The 17,129-nt window shown below is 34.5% G+C and carries 14 protein-coding genes; 13 read left to right on the forward strand and 1 reads right to left on the reverse strand.

The window, feature by feature from the left end; translation table 11 throughout:
- The first annotated feature begins 8 nt into the window (after positions 1-8).
- The 13 genes from KF816_06700 (at position 9) to KF816_06760 (ending at position 15,128) form a co-directional block, all read left to right on the forward strand.
- Entirely contained in the window at positions 9-3,077 is a 3,069-nt protein-coding gene (locus tag KF816_06700) for a PD40 domain-containing protein (GenBank protein ID MBX3007700.1), read from the forward strand.
- A 15-nt stretch (positions 3,078-3,092) separates the two neighbouring features.
- On the forward strand, positions 3,093-3,959 hold the full coding sequence (locus tag KF816_06705; GenBank protein ID MBX3007701.1) for a hypothetical protein: 867 nt from the start codon (positions 3,093-3,095) through the stop codon (positions 3,957-3,959).
- A 9-nt stretch (positions 3,960-3,968) separates the two neighbouring features.
- The gene (gene der, locus KF816_06710; GenBank protein ID MBX3007702.1) at positions 3,969-5,282 is read left to right on the forward strand and encodes a ribosome biogenesis GTPase Der; all 1,314 of its coding nucleotides are present in this window, start codon (positions 3,969-3,971) and stop codon (positions 5,280-5,282) included.
- Between the two features lie 82 nt (positions 5,283-5,364).
- Positions 5,365-6,726 carry an FAD-dependent oxidoreductase gene (locus KF816_06715; protein ID MBX3007703.1) on the forward strand — a complete coding sequence of 454 codons (1,362 nt, stop codon included), beginning with the start codon at positions 5,365-5,367 and terminating at the stop codon, positions 6,724-6,726.
- The gene (gene upp, locus KF816_06720; GenBank protein MBX3007704.1) at positions 6,723-7,349 is read left to right on the forward strand and encodes a uracil phosphoribosyltransferase; all 627 of its coding nucleotides are present in this window, start codon (positions 6,723-6,725) and stop codon (positions 7,347-7,349) included. The genes KF816_06715 and upp overlap by 4 nt, the downstream gene beginning before the upstream one ends.
- 32 nt (positions 7,350-7,381) lie before the next feature.
- A complete protein-coding gene (locus KF816_06725) occupies positions 7,382-9,574 on the forward strand; it encodes a bifunctional (p)ppGpp synthetase/guanosine-3',5'-bis(diphosphate) 3'-pyrophosphohydrolase (GenBank protein ID MBX3007705.1) in 2,193 nt (730 codons plus the stop codon).
- Positions 9,571-9,987, forward strand: a complete 417-nt coding sequence (ruvX, locus tag KF816_06730; protein ID MBX3007706.1) for a Holliday junction resolvase RuvX — start codon at positions 9,571-9,573, stop codon at positions 9,985-9,987. Before KF816_06725 ends, ruvX begins: the two co-directional genes overlap by 4 nt.
- A 12-nt stretch (positions 9,988-9,999) precedes the next feature.
- Positions 10,000-10,803, forward strand: coding sequence for a class I SAM-dependent methyltransferase (locus KF816_06735; protein ID MBX3007707.1), 804 nt, complete (start codon positions 10,000-10,002; stop codon positions 10,801-10,803).
- A gap of 103 nt (positions 10,804-10,906) precedes the next feature.
- The gene (gene eutM, locus KF816_06740) at positions 10,907-11,188 is read left to right on the forward strand and encodes an ethanolamine utilization microcompartment protein EutM (protein ID MBX3007708.1); all 282 of its coding nucleotides are present in this window, start codon (positions 10,907-10,909) and stop codon (positions 11,186-11,188) included.
- 9 nt (positions 11,189-11,197) lie between these two features.
- Entirely contained in the window at positions 11,198-11,902 is a 705-nt protein-coding gene (locus KF816_06745) for a BMC domain-containing protein (protein ID MBX3007709.1), read from the forward strand.
- 59 nt (positions 11,903-11,961) lie between these two features.
- Positions 11,962-12,873 (forward strand): YbbR-like domain-containing protein, encoded by a 912-nt coding sequence (locus tag KF816_06750; GenBank protein MBX3007710.1) that lies wholly within the window; start codon positions 11,962-11,964, stop codon positions 12,871-12,873.
- A gap of 1 nt (position 12,874) precedes the next feature.
- On the forward strand, positions 12,875-13,486 hold the full coding sequence (gene tmk / locus KF816_06755) for a dTMP kinase (protein ID MBX3007711.1): 612 nt from the start codon (positions 12,875-12,877) through the stop codon (positions 13,484-13,486).
- 1 nt (position 13,487) lies between these two features.
- On the forward strand, positions 13,488-15,128 hold the full coding sequence (locus KF816_06760) for a S41 family peptidase (GenBank protein MBX3007712.1): 1,641 nt from the start codon (positions 13,488-13,490) through the stop codon (positions 15,126-15,128).
- A 319-nt stretch (positions 15,129-15,447) separates the two neighbouring features.
- Here the strand turns inward: KF816_06760 and KF816_06765 are convergent, their stop codons facing one another.
- Positions 15,448-17,079, reverse strand: coding sequence for a GIY-YIG nuclease family protein (locus tag KF816_06765; protein ID MBX3007713.1), 1,632 nt, complete (start codon positions 17,077-17,079; stop codon positions 15,448-15,450).
- Between the last annotated feature and the right edge of the window lie 50 nt (positions 17,080-17,129).

Raw genomic sequence — 17,129 nt, forward strand, 5'->3', positions numbered from 1 at the left:
AGATAAGCATGCGCAAAATTCTTTTATTCATACTTTTATTGCCTTTCACAATTTTTTCTCAGTTTAATGAATTTCATCCAGAGTATGAATGGCTGACCATTAAAGGGAAAAATATTTTTGTTCATTATCATCCTGAAGCGGAGAGAACAGCTAAAATTGTTGCTAAGATTGCAGATGAAGTTTGGGATCCAATCTGTTCATTGTATGAGTATCAACCTGACCCGGTTCATTATGTAATTAAGGATATTGATGATTATTCCAACGGAGCTACCTATTTCTTTGATAACAAAATTGAGATTTGGGCAAGTGCTCTAGATTTTGATTTGCGCGGTTCTCATAATTGGCTTCGTAATGTTATTTCACATGAATTTACTCACATGGTGCAGATTCAAGCATCAATGAAATTGAGCCGCTCAATTCCGGCTATCTACTTACAAATGCTAAATTATGAAGATAAAAGGCGTCCCGATATTTTATATGGGTTTCCAAATTTTATTGCTTCTTATCCCATCGCGACTATAAACATGCCTGCTTGGTTCGCAGAAGGTACCGCACAATATATGAGAAAGGAATTTGATTACGATAACTGGGATTCGCACCGGGATATGATTTTGAGAAGCTACACGCTCGAAAATAAATTACTTACCTGGAACCAAATGGGAGTATTTAATAAAACAAGTTTAGGTAATGAATCGGTTTACAATTCCGGTTATGCTTTAACATTATATATCGCGCAAAAATATGGGGAAGATAAGTTAAGAGAAATCACAAAAAAATTGGGAAAGATAACCAACTTCACTATTGACGCGGCATTCAAAGATGTTCTAGGTATTGACGGTGACAAGGTTTATGATGAATGGAGCACTTTTCTAAAAAATGATTATAAGCAAAGAATTAAGGATGTGGAAGAAAATCTTGTACAAGGAAAAATGGTTGCCGAAAAAGGTTTTGGGAATTTTTATCCAACATTTTCTTCTGATGGAAGATATATTGCGTACGTCTCAAACAAAGGAGCCGATTATTTTGGCCTTTCTTCAATTTATCTTTATGATACTCAGACCAAAGAAGAGAAGCAAATCAAATCCTTGATACGTTCAAGCATTTCATTTATCCCCAATACTAATAAAATAGTTTACGCTAAAATAGGTCATGAAAATCCGGGGATGGTTAATATTCATGATTTGTATGTTTATGATATTGATACCAAGAAAGAGGATAGATTAACTTTCGGATTGAGAGCTAATAATCCCTCGGTTTCCAGCGATGGTAAGAATATAGTGTTTCTCTTTCAGAAAGATGGCACTTCAAATATTGGAATAGTTGATATCGACGGAAAGAATTTGAAGCAGTTAACTTTTTATAGTGCCGGTGAGCAGGTTTATAATCCAAAATTTTCACCCAAAAATGATTTCATAGTATATGGATTTTCTATCGCGAATTCCCGCGAAATAATGAAAGTGAACATATCAGACTCTCAAATTAGTTTTTTAGTTAAGAATGGCTTTGATAACCGTGACCCCTTTTTTGATATCAATGGTAATTTGATCTACTCATCAGATGAAACTGGGATCTTCAATATTTATTCGATGGATGTAAATACAAAAGAGAAAAGAAGAATATCGAATGTTTTAGGCGGCGCATTTCAGCCGCAGAGTAATGCAAATGGATCGATAGTTTACAGCGGCTATACCGTAGATGGATTCAAATTATTTTTATTAGATGCTGAAGAAACTAAAAAAGTAGATGATAGCAAACGATATATACCGTCACAAAATTATCCTTTAGGTGAAGATAAATTTAAAGGAGATATGGCTAAATATGATATTAATTACTTAAGAAATTATAACGATTCCACATTACCTGAATATTCATCTACAAAATATACCGGATTCTTCTCACGGTTAAGCCTCATACCTTTTGTTAGATATGATAATTATAATACATCTAATTCCGGATTCGACAAAATAAAGCCGGGTGTTTATGTTCTCTCGAGTGATTTTTTAAACAGATATAGTTTATTTGCCGGCGGTTCTATAAATAAAAGATTTGAACGCGATCTCTTTTTTAATTTTGAGTATAGAGAAAGAGTGCCGCTACTTTATAATTTAGGTCTGCGACCTGAAATGTCGGTTGAACTTTACAGCATTAGCCGAAAAGCCAATACTCCACTTGAGTTCGATCCGCTCGATCCTTCACAAAACACCGCAACAGATGTTACCTATGATCTTTTTGAGTTTGATATTATTGGAAAGCATAAAATTGTATCAGAGGATACATACCTTGAGGCGCGTTATATCTATAGCAGTTACACTGCAACACTCGGTTCATTTATTTTTCCGAATACTACAATTTTATATCCCACGACAAAAGACACCTATCTGATCGGAAGCAATCTTCAACTTAAATTATCTCACGAGGAAATTATTCCAACAATCGATTCGGATATAAATCCGGTCGGCAGAAAAGTTGAGTTTCAGTACAATTATGAAATGAACCGTTACAATAACGAAGGCACTTACGAAATAAAAGATGGGTATTTGTTACCGGTATATTCCAAGTTCAATTATCATAAGCTAGAGTTTAATTGGAAAGAATATATTGAAGTGTTTAAAGACCAAACATTAACCGCACAGTTTAGAGCCGCTTCTATATTGGGTCCGACTGTTCCCGACTTTTTTGATTTTTATCTTGGCGGACTCATCGGTATGAAAAGTTATCCATTTTATTCAGTCAGCGGTAATGAATTGGGATGGTTGAATTTAACGTATCGTTTCCCTTTAATAAAGAATATTGATACAAGATTGGGACATCTATACATAGATAAAGTTTATTTATCTGTTTATGGCGATTTCGGAAACGCGTGGAATGGAAAAATTCCCTCAATAAATAATTTTAAAAAGGGAGCCGGAGCCGAGATTAGAATTAAGATGAATTCATTTTATCTTTTCCCAACAAGTTTATTTTTTAATGCCGCATACTCATTTGATAAAATCAGCAGAGTTATTTCCAACGAAACTGTGAATTATGGAAAAGAGTGGAGTTTTTATGGCGGCATTTTATTCGACTTTAACTTCTAAATTTTTAGGCTAGTGATGAAAAGACTTTTATTCATAATATTATTAACAAATTTCATTGTTAACGCGCAGAGCAAATCTGACTTATCTGGGAACCTAACTTTAGATTCCAAACTCAGTTTTGAAAAGACTTATGTTGCTTCTCTAAGTAATTCAAATCAGGATACTTCCGACAGGAAATCTCCAATCATTGCAGCGGCGCTATCAGCTGTAATACCAGGTAGCGGACAATTTTATACCAAAAATTATCTCAAATCTATTCTTTTTATTGCCGCAGAAGTAACTGCTATTTCAGTCGGATTGATGTATGATAAAAAGGGGGATGACCAAACCATCTTTTTCCAAAATTACGCCGATCAACATTGGTCACCCCTACGATATGCGAAATGGACAGTGACTAATGCCTCCAAAATTAATCCGGCTGTCGATCCATCAAAATATGCAGTAATAAATTCTAATAATTCAGTTAACTGGGCAGAGTTAAACAGACTTGAGAACGACATCAGTAATTACTATTCGCATCGATTGCCAAAATATGGCGATCAGCAGTATTATGAATTAATTGGCAAATATCCTCAATTTGTAATGGGCTGGGATGACTTCGGTGATGAAAATACTCCATTTGAGTACGATGTGGAGAGGAAAAACTTAACTGCCCGTTTTTATTACTATGCCAATGAAAGAGGCAAAGCTAATGATTATTACAATGTTGCCTCTAAAGCGGTATTAGTGGTTATGATTAATCATATAGCCAGCGCACTTGAAGCTGCCTGGGGAGCCGCAAGTTATAATAATTCATTAAAAGTATCCGCTGAACTTAAAAAAAATCAAATTGGGTTTAGGACAGAATACATTCCTCACTTAAATTTGCAGTACAATTTTTAGAAATTAATTATGCCAACACCTTTAGTTTTAATTGTAGGAAGACCCAACGTTGGGAAATCTACATTATTTAACCGTTTAACAAAAAGCAGCGATGCGATAGTTGATGATGTTAGCGGAGTTACACGCGATAGAAATTATGGCGATGTTGAATGGAGCGGTAAGTATTTTAGAGTAATTGATACTGGCGGGTATGTACCCGATACTCTAGACCAATTTGAAATAGCGATAAGAGAACAAATTGAACTTGCGCTGGACGAATGTGACGCAATTTTATTTGTTGTTGATAGCCGTGATGGGCTTACCCCTATAGATAGAGAAATTGCAGATATTTTACGTAAAGCTAATAAAATATCCTATCTGCTAGTCAACAAATCTGATACCCCCGAATTTGAGATGTTTAAATCGGAATTCTATTCACTTGGAATTAAAAAAGTTTTTGATGTTTCTGCTCTCAATGGTAGAAATCTTGGCGATCTGCTCGATGATCTTAATTCGGCACTTAAATTCCCGGATGAAAATGAAATTCCAGATGCACGGCTGCATTTATCGATTATAGGCAAACCAAATGTTGGAAAATCATCATTGGTAAATGCTCTTTTAGGGTACGATAGAAGCATAGTTACAAATATTCCCGGTACCACCCGCGATAGTATTGACAGCATTCTAAAGTATTATGGTGAAGAAATTATTTTAGTTGATACAGCAGGACTTCGACGGAAAACTAAAGTTAAAGAGAATATTGAATTCTTTTCGAATGTGAGAACCTACCGCGCATTGTGGAATTCGGATGTAGCTGTTCTGCTGCTCGATGCAAATCTTGGCCTGGAAAATCAAGATCAAAAAATAATTCAAGAAGCGGTCCGGAGAAGAAAAGGATTGATAATAGCCGTAAATAAATGGGATTTATTGGAAAAGGAAACAAATACCGCTAAAGAATATGAAGACAATGTGAAAATGCAGATTGGTACCCTTGATTACATCCCCTTCATTTTTATTTCCGCTCTAACTAAACAAAGAATTTTTAAGCTGATTGAACTTGCAAAAAAAGTTCACGAAGAACGCCATAAAAAAATACCAACAAGTGAACTAAACGATGTACTATTACCAGAAATTGCAAATACACCCCCGCCAGCTACACCAACCGGAAAAGAAGTTAAGATCAAATATGTTACCCAGGTGGGCGATCATTATCCAATCTTTCTATTTTTTGCGAATGAGCACCGTTTTATATCAGATCAATACCGTAGATTTTTGGAGCGTTTAATTAGAAAGAATTTTGGATTTGAAGGTGTACCCATGACAATCTCATTCAAGGAAAAATAGTTGTTGCATTAATATTAATTTAAGCTCTCCACTATCACTTCAAAATTTGATATATTTAGCTGCAAATTTAACATTGTAGCCAATGTACAAACCTAAAAACATAATAATAGTTGGTGGAAACGCTGCGGGTCCCGCCGCCGCCGCACAGGCAAAAAGAACTGCCCCCGATGCCAATGTAATTATGTTTGAGGCTTCCGAATTTATTTCAACCGGAACTTGTGAATTCCCCTATGTTATTTCGGGTGAGATTGCAGATTATAGTAAAATAGTTTTTTTTACCGCAGAGTCATTCGAAGCTCAAAAAAATGTAAAAGTATATCTCTCACATAAAGTTGAATTAATTGACCGAAAAAGGAAAATTATAAAAGTATTAGATTCTAAAAATCAGAAGTATCTCGAATTCCCATACGATTCATTAATCCTTTGCACCGGTTCGCGCGCCAAATCTATTCCGGCAATTACCTCTACTTATGAAAATGTATTTAAGCTAAAATCAGTAAATGATCTAATCTTGATTCAGAAATACTTTAAGAACAATGATGTTAAAAGAGTTTTAATAATTGGCTCCGGTTATATTGGTCTTGAAGTTGCTGATGCGCTAATTAATAAGAATATCTCAGTTGATATCGCAGAGATTGAAGATAATCCACTTCCGAAAGCAGAGCCAGAAATCAGATTAATGGTGAAGGAATTACTGCATAGTAAAAATATTAACTTCTATAGTTCAACTTCGATTCAGAAATATTCAGAGATTAATAATAAAATTGTATCGGTTAAGATTGATGGCTATAATATTGAGTATGATGCGATTTTTATATGCACCGGATTTGTACCAAACTCAGAGCTAGCCGCTGCCTCGAAACTTGAGCTTACTAATGGAGGTGCGATAAAAGTAAATAGGAAAATGCAAACCTCTGATCCGGCTATTTACGCTGCAGGGGATTGTGTAGAAGTGACCAATTACATCACCAATAAAAATCAGTATTTACCAATTGCCACCAATGCTTACGCAAATGGACATATTGCGGGCACAAACGCGGGAGGTGGAAATTCGTTTAGTTCACCCGTAGTGCCCAACTTGGCAGTATCTTTCTTGGGGAGGGTTTATTCTTTTGTTGGTATATGCTCAAATTCCGCACAGAGAAATAATTTTAGATTCCTCACAGTATCTGCAACTGCCCCAAATCTGGTTAAAGTAATGAAGAATTCTCAAATCGTTTTTGGTAAGGTTATTGTTGATCGCAATTCAAAACTTATTCTTGGAGCAAATTTTTTTGGCGGAAATGAAATTAGCGGCTACTCCGATTTGATATCTTCATTTATAAAGTTTAAAATTCCGGCTAAGGAATTGGCAAACGTAAATTTTAATTATACACCGCCAATTTCTCCGTTTATAAACATCTTAACAATACTCGGTAAAAAAATTAATAAGGAATTAGAATGAACAGTTTTATATTAGTTGATAACCCATTGGTTAAACGTGATATTACTATCTTGAGAAACAAAAGAACCGAATCAGCACAATTTAGAGAGGCATTGAAAAGAATTGCTTTTTCACTCGCTATTGAAATTTCAAAAAGTTTTACAGTCAAAAAGATGGAGGTACATACTCCTCTTGAATTGACTGATGGATATTATATCGACAAGCAAATTGTTTTAGTCCCAATATTGAGAGCAGGATTAAGTTTAGTTGATTCATTTATTGAGATGATTCCCGAAGCGAAAGTTGGACATATCGGTTTGCAAAGAGATGAAAAAACTTTACGTCCAATTGATTATTATTACAAAGCTCCGGCTTTGTTAAATAAATCAACAACAATACTATTAGACCCTATGCTGGCCACGGGTGGAAGTGCAGTTGCCTCCTTTAATTCATTAAAAGAAAAAGGAGCCAACGATTTAATTCTCGCTTGTTTAATAGCGGCTCCAGAAGGAATTGAAAAAATGAATCTTTATCATCCAGATATTCCAATCTATACAGCTGCTGTTGACCGGGAATTAAATCATAACGGTTATATATTGCCCGGTTTAGGTGATGCCGGTGATAGAACTTTTGGAACAATCTAAAATACAATCGTTGTTAAGGCAATGAAAAAGTGATGGATACCGCGATAACCATAAAACACGCTAAAATGCTAGAAATGCTTTTAGAAGCGTGCAGAGCCAATTTGCCGACTGTGAATGAAGAATTATTAAAAAAAGCATTCCATTTCAGCAGCGAATCTCATAAGAATGATTTTAGGGCTTCTGGGGAGCCATATTTTAATCATCCATTCGAAGTTGCGATGGTTGTTGCCCGCGAAATTCCTCTTGATGATATTTCTGTTGTAGCCGCACTTCTGCACGATGTGGTTGAGGATAGCGATATTAGTCTGGCTTTTCTTAATAAAGAATTCGGTAAAGAAACGGCAGAAATTGTTGACGGCGTAACAAAAATTGAGGGAGTATTTAAAGGTCAAGAAATTACTCAAGCCGAAAATTACCGTAAGTTATTGCTTTCGATGATTAAAGATGTGCGTGTAATACTCGTTAAGTTTGCCGATAGATTACACAATATGCGTACACTCGAATTTGTTCATCCGCAGAAACAAAGGCGCATTGCAAAAGAAACGTTAGAAATTTATGCCCCATTTGCTCATCGATTTGGATTAGGTGCAATTAAGTGGGAACTTGAAGATTTAGCTTTCAAGTACCTAAATAAAGAAGCCTACGACGATATAAAAAAAAGAATAAATGAAACAAGAAAGGATAGGGAATCATATCTAAATAAATTTTCTAAGCCTATTAAGGATAAACTTAATGAGTATATAATTAAGTATGAACTTGGGGGAAGACCAAAGCATCTTTATAGTGTTTATAGAAAAATGGTTGTTCAAAACCGTCCCTTTGAAGATATTTACGATTTATTAGCGATAAGAATTATAATAGATAATGATGACCCGAATTCATGTTATTATGTATTGGGAGTTGTAACTAATCTTTATAAACCAATACAAGAAAGATTTAAAGATTTTATTTCCATTCCTAAAAAGAACAATTACCAGTCAATACATACTACGGTAATTGGGCCTCAAGGTAAATTATTTGAAGTACAGATTAGAACTAGAAAAATGCATGAAATTGCTGAGCGGGGTGTTGCCGCGCACTGGAAGTATAAAGAGCACGCAACCACAAGTGACGCGGATTTGGAGGATTGGGTTAACTGGATTAGAGATGTTTTTGAAAATTCTACTAAAGATGAAGCTACCAAAGAGATACTTGCAAGTTTTAAACTCAATTTGTATCAGGATGAAATTTATGTTTTTACACCTAAAGGAGAATTGAAAAGATTACCAATCAATTCCACTCCGGTTGATTTTGCATTTGAAGTACACTCCAATGTCGGTTCACACTGCATAGGCGCAAAAGTGAATGGCAAAATTATGCCTTTAAATACTGTATTACATAGTGGAGATCAAGTTGAAATTATAACCTCTAAAAACCAGCATCCAAATAAAAGCTGGCTTCAATTTGTAACTACTCACAAAGCTAAGAGCAATATCAGAAAATATATAAACCGGGAAGAGGAAAAACTCATTGAATCCGGTAAAGATATTTGGGATAAAAAAATAAAAAAACACAAACTAAGTTTTAATTCTGAAGAGATTACCAAATTAGCGCGCAAACTCAAATTTGATAATCTGCGCCAATTTTATACCGCTATTGCTCTCGATAAAATAAATGTGGAAGAATTACTAAATCCCGAGGTCGAGACTGAGGATAAAAATAAAGATGATATCGGGTTCGATAAATTTGCAAATATTGCCCGTACCACTCTAGGCGATCTTGTAATCGAAGGGGATCATAAGGGATTTGCATATACTTATGCTAAATGCTGCAATCCAATTCCTGGTGATCAAATTGTAGGTTATGTAACAATTGGTGAGGGGATAAAAATTCACCGTAAAGATTGTGTAAATCTTATTAGCTTGGTAAAAAAAGGGGAGAGTAGGCTTGTGCCCGTCAGCTGGCCTAGAGATAACGGGGCTTATTTTATTGCGGGTTTGATTATTAAGGGAGAGGATATGCCGGGTATCTTGAAAGATATCTCAAACTCAATTACCTCATTCGCAAATACTAATATCAAATCAGTAAATATCTCTTCGAGTGAATCGATGTTTAAAGGAACAATAGCCGTTTATGTAAAAGATCTTGATCATCTGCAAAAGTTAATTGACCGGCTTAAGAAAAATAGGGGAATTTATTCTGTGGAGAGATTCGATGCCGAAGCCATCAGGGCAGAACAATTGTGATTGAAGAAAGAATTCTTGCAATTGATTTTGGAGAAAAACGTATTGGTATTGCAATAACCGATCCTCTAAAAATTTTTGCTTACCCATTAACTACACTTAATAATGATTCTAAATTAATGGATGCCCTAAAGGAGATAATTAATAAATATAGTGTCACTAAAATTATTCTGGGAATCCCTCTTCGCGAGGATGGATCGGAAACTGTAATTTCTAGAAAAGTGATGAATTTTAAATTGGATGTTGAAATGGAATTCAATATTGATATTGAACTGGTGGATGAGCGATATTCCTCTTCTATTGCAAAAGATAGAATTATTGAATCGGTGGTATCTAAAAAAAAGAGAAGAGATAAATCATTGCTGGATAAAAATGCCGCCGCTGTAATTCTCGAAGATTGGTTAAGAAGTCACTAAAATAATTATATAATGAATTCATTAGAAGATTCTATTGTCCATTCATTGGATGGAAACGATAACAAGGATATTTTTCCCTACCTTCCTTATATACTGCAAGATTTATGGGAGATGGGAGCATCGGTAAATAACATTCATACGCTAATTGAAAGGTATCAAAAGTATTTTACTGGAAAGCTAAAAATACTTGATCTGGGTTGTGGCAAGGGTGTTGTTTCTATTAAATCTGCCAAGAAGTTTGGAGCTAATTGTACTGGCGTTGATGGAATGAATGAATTTATTAATGAGGCTAAAGAAAAAGCAAAGGAGCACAAGGTTTCTGAATTATGCAGTTTTGAATTGGGCGATATCCGAAATTCTATCGTAAATTATAAAAATTTTGATTTTGTAATATTAGGTGCAGTCGGACCAATCTTTGGAAGTTACTCCTCCACATTGAGTGCAGTGAGTAAATGCTTACAACCGAATGGGCTATTAATACTTGATGATGGTTATTTAAATGATGAATCCAGTATTCCAAACCCAAATGTGCTAAAGCGGCATATGTTAATGGAACAAGCTACATCTACCGGATTAGTTTTACTCGATGAAATAATTAGCGGCACTGATGAAATAAAAGGTATTGATGAGGATATGTACAAAAAAATTAATGATCGTTGCAATGAATTGATGACAAAATATCCCGAAAAAGAAAAATTATTTAAAGGGTATTTAATGAGGCAGGAAGAGGAAAATCATGTATTAGAAAATGAAATTATAGGATCTACTATGATTTTCGGAAATAAAGACCATTGGCTCAATTTCAAAATAAGCTAAATTTGTTGCCAAAATAAGCCAAAAAAGGAAGTTTTGAAATTGACATTTTTTACTATATGAGCTATTTTGTTCACAAAATTAAATCAATAATGGGAGCAATCTTATGACACTTGATGCACTTGGAATGATTGAAACAAAAGGGTTAGTGGGAGCCATTGAAGCTGCAGATGCAATGGTTAAAGCCGCTAAAGTTGAACTAATTGGTAAAGAAACAATTGGTGGCGGTTATGTTACTGTTATGGTTCGTGGTGATGTTGGTGCTGTTAAAGCAGCTACCGATGCAGGCGCAGCCGCAGCTCAGCGAGTTGGTGAACTTGTTTCAGTTCATGTAATTCCAAGACCTCATACCGATGTTGAATTGATTCTTCCTAAAAGAGCTAAATAATAATATTTTATGCAATTAGCATTAGGATTAATTGAAACTAAGGGTTTAATAGGTGCTATTGAAGCCGCAGACGCAATGCTAAAAGCCGCTAACGTCAAATTAGTTAGTAAAGAAAAAATAACTGCCGCTTTAGTGACGATTAAAATTGTTGGTGAAGTTGCCGCTGTTAAATCTGCTGTGGATGCTGGAGCAGCTGCCGCTCAAAGAGTTGGACAACTAGTCGCGGTTCATGTTATCCCTAGACCTCATGAACAAATTGATAGTTTTATTTTAGATGCTCCCCTTATTGATGAGGAGAAAAAAATACCAAAACAACAAAAAGTAAAAACTACTTCCAAACCAACACCGCAAATTGGCATCAAGGAGGAAGAAAATTTATTTAATGTTGTTAAGGAAGAAACTATCGAAGAAGTTTTAGAGACTTCACCAGAGAATGCCGAGATTGAAATTCTTCCTGAAGTTGAGCAGGAAGAAGAGAAGCAAACTCCAATTTATAATCATTTGGAACAACTCAAAAAAGAAGCTCTTAGTGAAATAACAGATTATGCAGATAAAAACATCTCAAGTGAACTAGAGCTTGAAGAAATGAAAACAATGAATGTTCATCAACTTAGACATTTAGCGAGGGGATTTGCCGGATTTCCGATAAAGGGACGACAAATATCGAGAGCTAATAGAGATGAACTTTTAGCGTATTTTGAGAAATTAAAATAGTATTAACATTAGTCTAATTTTAGGAACTCCACAATTGTGGAGTTTTTTTATATTTGTGTATGAAATCAAAAGTCGTAACACTATCATTTATTATACTATTCTCTATCTTTCTATGGATATCAGTTTCCTTATCGGAAAATTTTATTGTTACAATCAAAGCTCCGATTAAAGTTACCGATTTACCAATAAATAATGGTGTTAGTAATATTTCCGCCGATGAAGTATTTATTCAGTTAAAAGGTAATGGATGGAATTTAGCAAAAATATTTCTTGGTACTCCGGAAGAATTTTCGATATCAGCCAGAAGAAAACTTGGTAAGCATCGCGAACAACTCCGAAGTTATGTTGAAGCCAATCAATGGATTACTTCATCATTTCAGGTGATAGAAATTTCTCCACCTTCAATTGAATTTTCTGTGGGCAAAATATTATCCAAAAAAGTAAAAATTGCTCCTATACTAAATTTGAATTATAAGGATGGATTTGGACTTGTTTCCAATTTAAAAATAAGTCCCGACTCTGTTGAAATTTATGGACCTGGAACTTTGCTTAAAAATATTGACAGCATTGTTACCGAGCCTCTTCAGCTTCAAAATATTTCGGAAAATATTAGGGATGAATTAAACCTTGTTGTACCCCAAGGAATTGAAATTAATAGAAGAACATGCGAGCTTCAGTTCGAAGTACAAAAAATTGTTGAGACGATGATTAATAATATTGTAATCGAATCACTAAATGTTCCGCAGTTAAAAGAAATGGATTTTTACCCTAATAAAATATCGGTAACGTTAAGGGGAGGAATTCAAAGACTTGGGAAAATTACTAGAGATAGTATTCGTGCTTACATTAATTATTGGGATGTTATTAATGACGATGGTAAATCGGTTAAACCCAAAATTGAAATTCCAAAATATACTTCTATACTTAACGTTGAACCTAAATACATAGAATTGATAATTAAACAATACTGATATGTTCATAACTTTTGAAGGTTTAGATTTTTGCGGCAAATCCACTCAAGTAAAATTGCTTGAGAACTATTTGAATGAAAATAATATTCAGCTAAAACTAATTAGAGAACCGGGAGGCACGTCAATTTCGGAAAAAGTTAGAGATATTTTACTTGATAAAAAAAACTCCGAGATGACGATAGAGACAGAACTAATTTTATTTGCCGCTAGCCGATCTCAACTTGTTAATCAAGTAATTCTTCCGGCTTTGAATAAAGATATATTCGTTATATCAGACCGATTCCACGATTCATCGATTGCTTATCAAGCATTTGGGAGAGGTATTGATCTCGATTTTGTGGTTAATCTGCAAAATTTTGTGATAGGTAAAGCAATCCCGGATATTACTTTCTACCTTGACATTACTGTTGAAGAAATGTTATTAAGGAAGAAAGCTTTTAAACAGATTGACCGAATTGAATCTTCGGAAAATGATTTTTATAAAAAGGTGCGAGAAGGTTATTTGTATCTCTCAGAGAAACACAACCGCTTTCGAAAGATTGATGGTACTTTACCGATTGAAGAAATACATTCATTAATAGTAAATGAAATTAAGTCTGCCAAGAAAGGCTAAAATGAATAGAAGAATAAAAATTTTAACATTGGGATTATCATTCCTACTATTTTCAGCTTTCCTCACCCGTGATAATGATCTCTATTTTGAAATTAATAAAGGCATCGACATATTCGGGCGTGTTTATAAAGAGGTGGCGTTAAATTATGTTGACCAGGTTAATCCGCAGGATTTTATGATTTCCGGAATAGAAGGAATGCTCTCATCTTTAGACCCCTATACAAATTTTATTGATGCTTATGAACAGAAGGATATTGATATTGTTACAAAAGGAAAGTATGGAGGAATTGGCGCAACTGTTGGATTGAGAGAAAATGAAATTACAATCGTTGATCTTATTGAGGGCTATTCTGCACAACGACAAGGATTGCGGATTGGAGATGTAATTGAGAAAATTGATAGTGTTGAAGTGAATAAAGATAATTATGATAGATTGAGCGAATTTTTGAAAGGGGACCCTGGTACTTCGGTTAAGTTATTAGTCAAACGGGCACAAGTCGATGATAAACTGAAATTTGAATTGGTTCGTGAAGAAGTAGAAATAAAAAATATTACCTTTTATGGTTTCATACCCCATGAAGGTAATACGGCTTATGTTAAATTAAGCAGTTTTACGAGGAGTGCCGGCGATGAATTAAAAAATGCCATAATTGAACTTAGAAAACAAAAAGAAATAAAAAATTTCATACTCGATCTTCGTGGAAATCCGGGCGGACTGCTCGATGCGGCAATTGATGTTAGTGAAAAATTTCTTGAAAAGGGGGAATTAGTTGTAAGTGTGATGGGAAGAGATTCTTTATCTAAAAAAAATTACTTTGCGGCAGAAGAGCCATTAATTAATAATATACCTGTTATTGTATTAATTGATGGCGGTACCGCAAGCGCATCGGAAATTGTTAGCGGCGCACTGCAAGATCACGATAGGGCACTAATTATTGGGGAGAATTCATTTGGAAAAGGGTTGGTACAGACTGTAATTCCTCTTTCACATAATACTTCACTAAAGATTACTACTGCGCGTTATTTCACACCGAGCGGAAGATCGATTCAGAAAATTGATTATTCTAAAAGTAAAGTTTTAGAAGTCGGTGCATCAATTAACAAAGCAAATTTTCTTACGGACAATAAAAGGGTAGTATTCTCTGCAGGAGGAGTTACTCCCGATTCTGTTGTTGTATTTCGAACTGATTCCCCTTTGATGGATCAATTATTGGCTCAAGGAATGTTTTTTAAGTATGCTACTAACTTTTATAATTCGAATCCGGGTAATAATTTTGATAAGATTAAAGATGATGTACTACTAAAACAATTTGTTACTTTTCTTGAACAAAAGGGTTTTGATTATTCAAGCAAAAGTGACAAACTGATTACTCAGTTAATTGAGAATTCAAAAGAGGAACCATTAGATGAAAAATTAGTTGAGCTTCTTAAAAAGCAGAAGGGTAATAGTTCAGCTAATATTAATAAGGAAATTGAAAAATATAAAATTGAGTTTATAGGTGAATTGCGCTCAGAGTTAAAAGCAAGAACAAATGGAAGAATAGGAAGGTTGAGTGAATCATTAAAAACAGACCGGCAATTTTTAACTGCGGTTTCAATTTTAAATAATAATTTACATAAACAGTTACTTCAAAATAAATAATAATCCAGTGCCGACTTATGATTAAAAACCTCAAAGTTATTGTATATCGAAATCCAAAAATGACAACATGCCCCAGTTGTAAAGAATTTGGGACGCTCCAGAGATCCAGAGCTAAATCAATGTTTGAGCAGATTATTAAAAAAATATCCTTCTTCAAATATTACAGATGTACCAAATGCGGCTGGCGCGGGTCAATGTCATATCTAATTTTTACAAAAGCTTCTCTAAAAACTTTGATTTTTTATTTATTTCTGGCGCTGTTGGCGGCTTATATTATTAGAATTGTGCTTGTGCGATTTGTAGGGTAATAATTGGTTGGTTATTCGAATGTAATTCTATTCTCAAGCTCCGATAAATAAGTAATCTTAAATTTTCCCTTGTTTTTAACTAGCCAGCTTAAAGTAATTTTAAGACGCTCCAAATCTTTTTCACTCAATTCAATTTTGTTTTGAATATTCCCATCGAAGTAATCATTGAGTGCTTGTTCGAAACTCAATCCTTGCTTGTCCCAATCCTCTTTAATTAATACTTTTCCATTAATTAACAAGAAGAAATCCTTCGTTGTTGATGATTGAATTTCAACTAGCGCTTTCGCGTTGTTTACAGGTTCGGATAGTATAGACGATTTATGCAGTTGATTCAATATATCCTGAACAATATCTCTAATCTGAGCGGCTTCTTCATATTTTTTTTGCTCACTAAGTGCTTTCATATGATCCAATAATCTGTTCACCGCCGATTGATTTTTCCCGCTTAAAAATTCATTAACTCTCTCCAATTCCTCCATGTAAATCAATTTAGGAATTTCGATACAGGGTGCGTAGCATCTATTAATATCGGCGAGATAACATTTACGTTTTTTTGATAATTCTTTATCGCTGCATTCTCTCAATAAAAATGTTCTGTCGATTATATCTTTTATTTTTGCGGCTATTTCTCTATTGGGGTATGGTCCAAAAAAGTTGCTACCATCAAACTCAATATTTGAAACTACAATTGGTTTGGGGTAAGGATCGTCAAATGGAATCTTTATAAAATAATTACGAGGATATTTTTTTTGTAATGAGTTTTGTTTCGGGTCATGAACTTTTATCAACTCAGTTTCCAACAAAAGAGCCGATAATTCACTTTTAGTTTTTTGAAATGAAAATGAGGAAGATTTCCTAACAATATCTTTTGCTTTTCTTATCGCATTGCTCGAAAAGTAGTTTTTTACCCTTTCCTTTAATGATTTTGCTTTACCAACATATATTATGTTGTTCTTGGAATCCTTAAAGAAATATACGCCGGGACTTGCCGGTAACTCAACAATATCTTTTAGCAAATTTTTCTTTATTACAACAAAAGGGTTTTTATTAGAAGGGGCATTTTGAAATGCAATCAAATCGGTGACAGTTTCAACGTCAAACTTTTCCCGAATAAGTGGAAACATTTTCAGCAGTATTTTTGCAGTAGCCGATGCGTCTCCCAAGCCGGTATGCACATTTCTATGCCTAATCTTTAAATATTTACTCAAATTCCCCAATGATTTGCTTCCAAGTTCCGGGTATATTCTTCTGGCAATTTTAAGTGTGCAGATAGAAGGATTTCTAGGCATTTCGGTTTCAATTCTCAAACATTCTTGCTTTAAAAAGCCAAGATCAAAATTAAGATTATGAGCGGCTAATACCGAGTCACCAACAAACTCATTGATTTTTGGAAATATTTCTTCAAAATAGGGTGCGTTTTCAACGTCATGATTTGTTATTCCGGTAAGCTTGGTTATAAAATAGGGTATTGGGCGTCCCGGGTTAATGTATGAACTGAAAGTTTCTTTTATTTTTCCTTTTTTAATTTTGGCTATTCCGATTTCAATTACTCGCTCAGAGTAGGCAGAGGTACCGGTAGTCTCAAAATCAAATACAGAGTATTCGGCATCTTCAAAATTTATTTCTTTCAAATTATAGTTCATAAACCATCATTTCTGTGTAGGAAAAATACTTATTTCCTCAATTTAGTTTA

Source organism: Melioribacteraceae bacterium, from assembly GCA_019638015.1.
In the GTDB taxonomy this organism is placed as follows: Bacteria; Bacteroidota; Ignavibacteria; order Ignavibacteriales; family Melioribacteraceae; genus JAHBUP01.

Excerpts from the sequence above, each read along its gene's own strand:
- KF816_06700 (MBX3007700.1), top strand. The coding sequence starts at position 9 with ATGCGCAAAATTCTTTTATTCATACTTTTATTGCCTTTCACAATTTTT.
- KF816_06705 (MBX3007701.1), top strand. The coding sequence starts at position 3,093 with ATGAAAAGACTTTTATTCATAATATTATTAACAAATTTCATTGTTAAC.
- der (MBX3007702.1), top strand. The coding sequence starts at position 3,969 with ATGCCAACACCTTTAGTTTTAATTGTAGGAAGACCCAACGTTGGGAAA.
- KF816_06715 (MBX3007703.1), top strand. The coding sequence starts at position 5,365 with ATGTACAAACCTAAAAACATAATAATAGTTGGTGGAAACGCTGCGGGT.
- upp (MBX3007704.1), top strand. The coding sequence starts at position 6,723 with ATGAACAGTTTTATATTAGTTGATAACCCATTGGTTAAACGTGATATT.
- KF816_06725 (MBX3007705.1), top strand. The coding sequence starts at position 7,382 with ATGGATACCGCGATAACCATAAAACACGCTAAAATGCTAGAAATGCTT.
- KF816_06735 (MBX3007707.1), top strand. The coding sequence starts at position 10,000 with ATGAATTCATTAGAAGATTCTATTGTCCATTCATTGGATGGAAACGAT.
- eutM (MBX3007708.1), top strand. The coding sequence starts at position 10,907 with ATGACACTTGATGCACTTGGAATGATTGAAACAAAAGGGTTAGTGGGA.
- KF816_06745 (MBX3007709.1), top strand. The coding sequence starts at position 11,198 with ATGCAATTAGCATTAGGATTAATTGAAACTAAGGGTTTAATAGGTGCT.
- KF816_06750 (MBX3007710.1), top strand. The coding sequence starts at position 11,962 with ATGAAATCAAAAGTCGTAACACTATCATTTATTATACTATTCTCTATC.
- tmk (MBX3007711.1), top strand. The coding sequence starts at position 12,875 with ATGTTCATAACTTTTGAAGGTTTAGATTTTTGCGGCAAATCCACTCAA.
- KF816_06760 (MBX3007712.1), top strand. The coding sequence starts at position 13,488 with ATGAATAGAAGAATAAAAATTTTAACATTGGGATTATCATTCCTACTA.
- KF816_06765 (MBX3007713.1), bottom strand. The coding sequence starts at position 17,079 with ATGAACTATAATTTGAAAGAAATAAATTTTGAAGATGCCGAATACTCT.